Consider the following 246-nt stretch of genomic DNA (forward strand, 5'->3'; position numbering starts at 1 on the left):
CATGGCTCGGTAGCTCAGTTGGTAGAGCAACGGACTGAAAATCCGTGTGTCGGCGGTTCGATTCCGTCCCGAGCCACCACTATTTGCCGGTGTAGCTCAATTGGTAGAGCAACTGACTTGTAATCAGTAGGTTGGGGGTTCAAGTCCTCTTGCCGGCACTGTTTTTCAAATGTGGAGGGGTAGCGAAGTGGCTAAACGCGGCGGACTGTAAATCCGCTCCCTCCGGGTTCGGCGGTTCGAATCCGC

At 55.3% G+C, this 246-nt stretch carries 2 tRNA genes; both read left to right on the forward strand.

What is annotated here, in order from left to right:
• The first annotated feature begins 3 nt into the window (after positions 1-3).
• Positions 4-79 (forward strand) — tRNA-Phe (locus tag SB660_RS22870).
• 6 nt (positions 80-85) lie between these two features.
• A tRNA-Thr gene (locus SB660_RS22875) sits at positions 86-158 on the forward strand.
• Positions 159-246 lie beyond the last annotated feature (88 nt).

The sequence above is a fragment of the Bacillus sp. SIMBA_005 genome, from assembly GCF_046535585.1.
GTDB classification, from domain to species: domain Bacteria; phylum Bacillota; class Bacilli; order Bacillales; family Bacillaceae; genus Bacillus; species Bacillus pumilus.